Consider the following 3,284-nt stretch of genomic DNA (forward strand, 5'->3'; position numbering starts at 1 on the left):
GACCCAAGGAGACACAAAATGAAATATCAAAGCCAGAAGGTCGCGATGCTGTATTTTTACGGTGCGCTCGGCCTCTTCATCGCCCAGGTCCTGTTCGGGGTCGTCGCGGGTACGATCTACGTGCTGCCCAATACGCTATCCGAGCTACTCCCCTTCAACATCGTGCGCATGATCCACACCAACGCCCTGATCGTCTGGTTGCTGATGGGCTTCATGGGCGCCACCTATTATCTGCTGCCGGAAGAAGCGGAGACGGAGCTTTACAGCCCGAAGCTCGCCATCGTGCAGTTCTGGATCTTCCTGATCGCCGCAGCCGCAGCCGTCGTCGGTTATCTCTTCGGCATTCATGAAGGTCGCGAGTTTCTCGAACAGCCCTTCATCATCAAGGTCGGCATCGTCATCGTCGCCCTGATGCTGTTGTTCAACGTTACGATGACGTCGCTGAAGGGCCGTAAGACCGTTGTCACCAACATCCTGATCTTCGGCCTCTGGGGTGTGGCGATCTTCTTCCTCTTCGCCTTCTACAACCCAACGAATCTGGCACTCGACAAGATGTACTGGTGGTATGTCGTCCACCTCTGGGTCGAAGGCGTCTGGGAACTGATTATGGCCTCGGTGCTCGCCTTCCTGATGATCAAGCTCAACGGCATCGACCGCGAAGTCGTCGAGAAGTGGCTTTATGTGATCATCGGTCTGGCTCTGTTCTCCGGCATTCTCGGCACGGGCCATCATTACTACTGGATCGGTGCGCCGGGCTATTGGCAGTGGATCGGCTCACTCTTCTCGACCCTTGAAGTCGCACCCTTCTTCACGATGGTCATCTTCACCTTCGTGATGACCTGGAAGGCTGGCCGCAAGCATCCGAACAAGGCAGCCCTTCTGTGGTCGATAGGCTGCTCGGTCATGGCCTTCTTCGGTGCCGGCGTCTGGGGTTTCCTGCACACGCTGTCTTCCGTGAACTACTACACCCACGGCACACAGGTGACAGCCGCCCACGGGCACCTCGCCTTCTTCGGCGCCTATGTCATGCTCAACCTTGCGATAATGGCCTATGCCATTCCGGAAATGCGCGGCCGCCAGCCTTATAACCAGTGGCTGTCGATCGCGAGCTTCTGGATGATGTGCACGGCGATGTCGGTAATGACCTTCGCGCTTACCTTTGCCGGTGTCCTGCAGGTGCATTTGCAGCGCGTGCTGGGCGAAAGCTACATGGCCGTCCAGGACCAGTTGGCTCTCTTCTACTGGGTGCGTCTCGGCTCCGGTGCCGTGGTGCTGGTCTCCGCCCTGATGTTCGTCTGGGCCGTCTTGATGCCCGGCAAGGAAAAAGAGCCGGCCTTTGGCGGCTATGTCGAGCCTGCCGAGTGAAACAGCGGCCCCGCTGTTTCAAAAGCGGCGGGGCTCTCACCAATTTTAAGGATCAGCAACATGAATATCATCGCCCGCAACATTCAGCCGGATATCCCGACTTATTCTCCAGCCGGCAACGAATGCACTCTCTTCGAGACAGCCTGGACGCGGCAGTTGCCGCTTCTCCTCAAAGGACCGACAGGCTGCGGAAAGACCCGTTTCGTCAGTCATATGGCGCAAAAGCTTGGCTTGCCGCTGACCACCGTCTCCTGCCACGACGATCTGGCGGCTGCCGATCTCACTGGCCGTTTTCTTCTGAAGGGAGGTGAGACGGTCTGGGTCGACGGACCGCTGACCCGGGCAGTCCGTGAGGGCGGTGTGTGCTATCTCGACGAGGTGGTCGAGGCGCGCAAGGATGTCGCCGTCGTGCTCCACCCGCTCACCGACGACCGGCGCATCCTGCCATTGGAGCGGACAGGCGAAGAGCTTGAAGCGCCGCCGGCCTTCATGCTCGTTGTCTCCTACAATCCTGGTTATCAAAGCCTCCTCAAAGCGTTGAAGCCCTCGACTCGCCAGCGTTTTGTCGCCATCGAGTTCGACTTCCTGCCCAAGGCAAGGGAGATCGAGGTTGTCTCGGCAGAAAGTGGATTGCCTGCCACGGCTGTAGAGCCATTGGTCGAACTGGCGCGGCGGCTGCGGGCGCTGAAAGGTCATGACCTGGAGGAGGGCGTCTCGACGCGTCTGCTGGTCTACTGCGCGAGCCTCATCGATGCCGGTCTTGCGCCACGCGACGCCGTTCGCGCCGCCATGATCGAGCCGCTGACCGACGAACCTGACGTGCGTACTGCGCTCCTGGAACTGGCACAGGCGGTCATCCGCTAGGAGAATGTCATGCTGGACTTTTTGGAGCTTGAGGAGACGGTCGGGCGCGCGTGGCACAGGCTTGCCGGTGATACCCGCACCTGGCCGCGTTACCCCGATGCGGCTGTCCTGCTCGAAGACGTGCTTCCGGTACTCTCTGTCTGCTTTCGGGGCTTCGGCGGTGAACGGACGGTTCAACTGGTACCGGCGCGGGGCAAGACATCGCAACATCGGCTGAAGTTTCGGCAACGCATGGGGCTGGGCGAAGAAAAGCTCATTCATCCGGCGCGGGACGAAGCTAGCGTGATGTTGCCCCCAGTCTTGGATCTCATGCCGGAGCAGTCGCTCAATCTTGACCTCTATGTCTGGCTGGCCGCCGCCATGGCCGTGATGCCGCTTCAACCGATGGCCGAGACTGATCCCCTCAAGGCAGATCTTGCACTTTTGGACGCGGCGTCGGCGCTTGAAGCGCAGGTCCTGAAGACCTTCCCCGGTCTGGTCGATCGCTATAGTCGGCTTTGCCGCGCCCTTCTGTCGGAGCGCCGCCGCGGCTCGCTTCCGCGGGTGGAAGGCCTTTTGGAAGACCGCATCATTGATCTCCTGCGTTGTGGCGCAGGCCTTGCTCCGCTTTCGGCAGGGGATGACCTGCCGGACCGGGCGCCTGCGGGCTATTTGCCGATCTTGCCCGTGCCGCTCTGGCCCAATGCAGTTGTTAGAGAAGAATGGGCTGGCCGCCAGGAAGTCGATCAGCCCGTCGGCTCCAGCGAGGCGGATGCGCAGGCCGCCGGGCGCCATGTGGCGATACGCGAGAAGGATTCCGCCGCCAAGGGCGAGCGCAGCCCCTTCATCCTGAACCGCTTCGAGAAGATCCTCGCCATGGCCGAGATGGTCAATGTCGACCGTCCCGCAGACGACAGTGACGATCACGATGCGTCGGCCGCTGACGAACTCGATGAGATGGTGCTTGGGGAACGCAAGGGCCGGCCAGCCGCGAAGTTCCGGTTCGACCTCGACCTGCCGCCGGAAGTGCTCATCCATTCCGCGATTGAGGCGGAACTCACCTATCCCGAATGGGA

Annotated in this window: 2 protein-coding genes and 1 pseudogene; all 3 read left to right on the forward strand. The window is 60.6% G+C overall.

What is annotated here, in order from left to right; translation table 11 throughout:
* Positions 1-18 precede the first annotated feature (18 nt).
* Positions 19-1,365 (forward strand): nitric-oxide reductase large subunit, encoded by a 1,347-nt coding sequence (locus H6M51_RS24100; RefSeq protein ID WP_185812300.1) that lies wholly within the window; start codon positions 19-21, stop codon positions 1,363-1,365.
* A gap of 60 nt (positions 1,366-1,425) precedes the next feature.
* Positions 1,426-2,229 (forward strand): CbbQ/NirQ/NorQ/GpvN family protein, encoded by an 804-nt coding sequence (locus tag H6M51_RS24105; protein ID WP_054160188.1) that lies wholly within the window; start codon positions 1,426-1,428, stop codon positions 2,227-2,229.
* Positions 2,230-2,238: 9 nt separating this feature from the next.
* Positions 2,239-3,284, forward strand: a pseudogene (locus tag H6M51_RS24110) (protein norD); the annotation flags it as partial.

It is taken from the genome of Rhizobium sp. AQ_MP, assembly GCF_014237835.1.
In the GTDB taxonomy this organism is placed as follows: domain Bacteria; phylum Pseudomonadota; class Alphaproteobacteria; order Rhizobiales; family Rhizobiaceae; genus Allorhizobium.

Bases quoted from the DNA above. Each gene is read 5' to 3' on its own strand.
- H6M51_RS24100 (WP_185812300.1), top strand. From the start codon at position 19: ATGAAATATCAAAGCCAGAAGGTCGCGATGCTGTATTTTTACGGTGCG.
- H6M51_RS24105 (WP_054160188.1), top strand. From the start codon at position 1,426: ATGAATATCATCGCCCGCAACATTCAGCCGGATATCCCGACTTATTCT.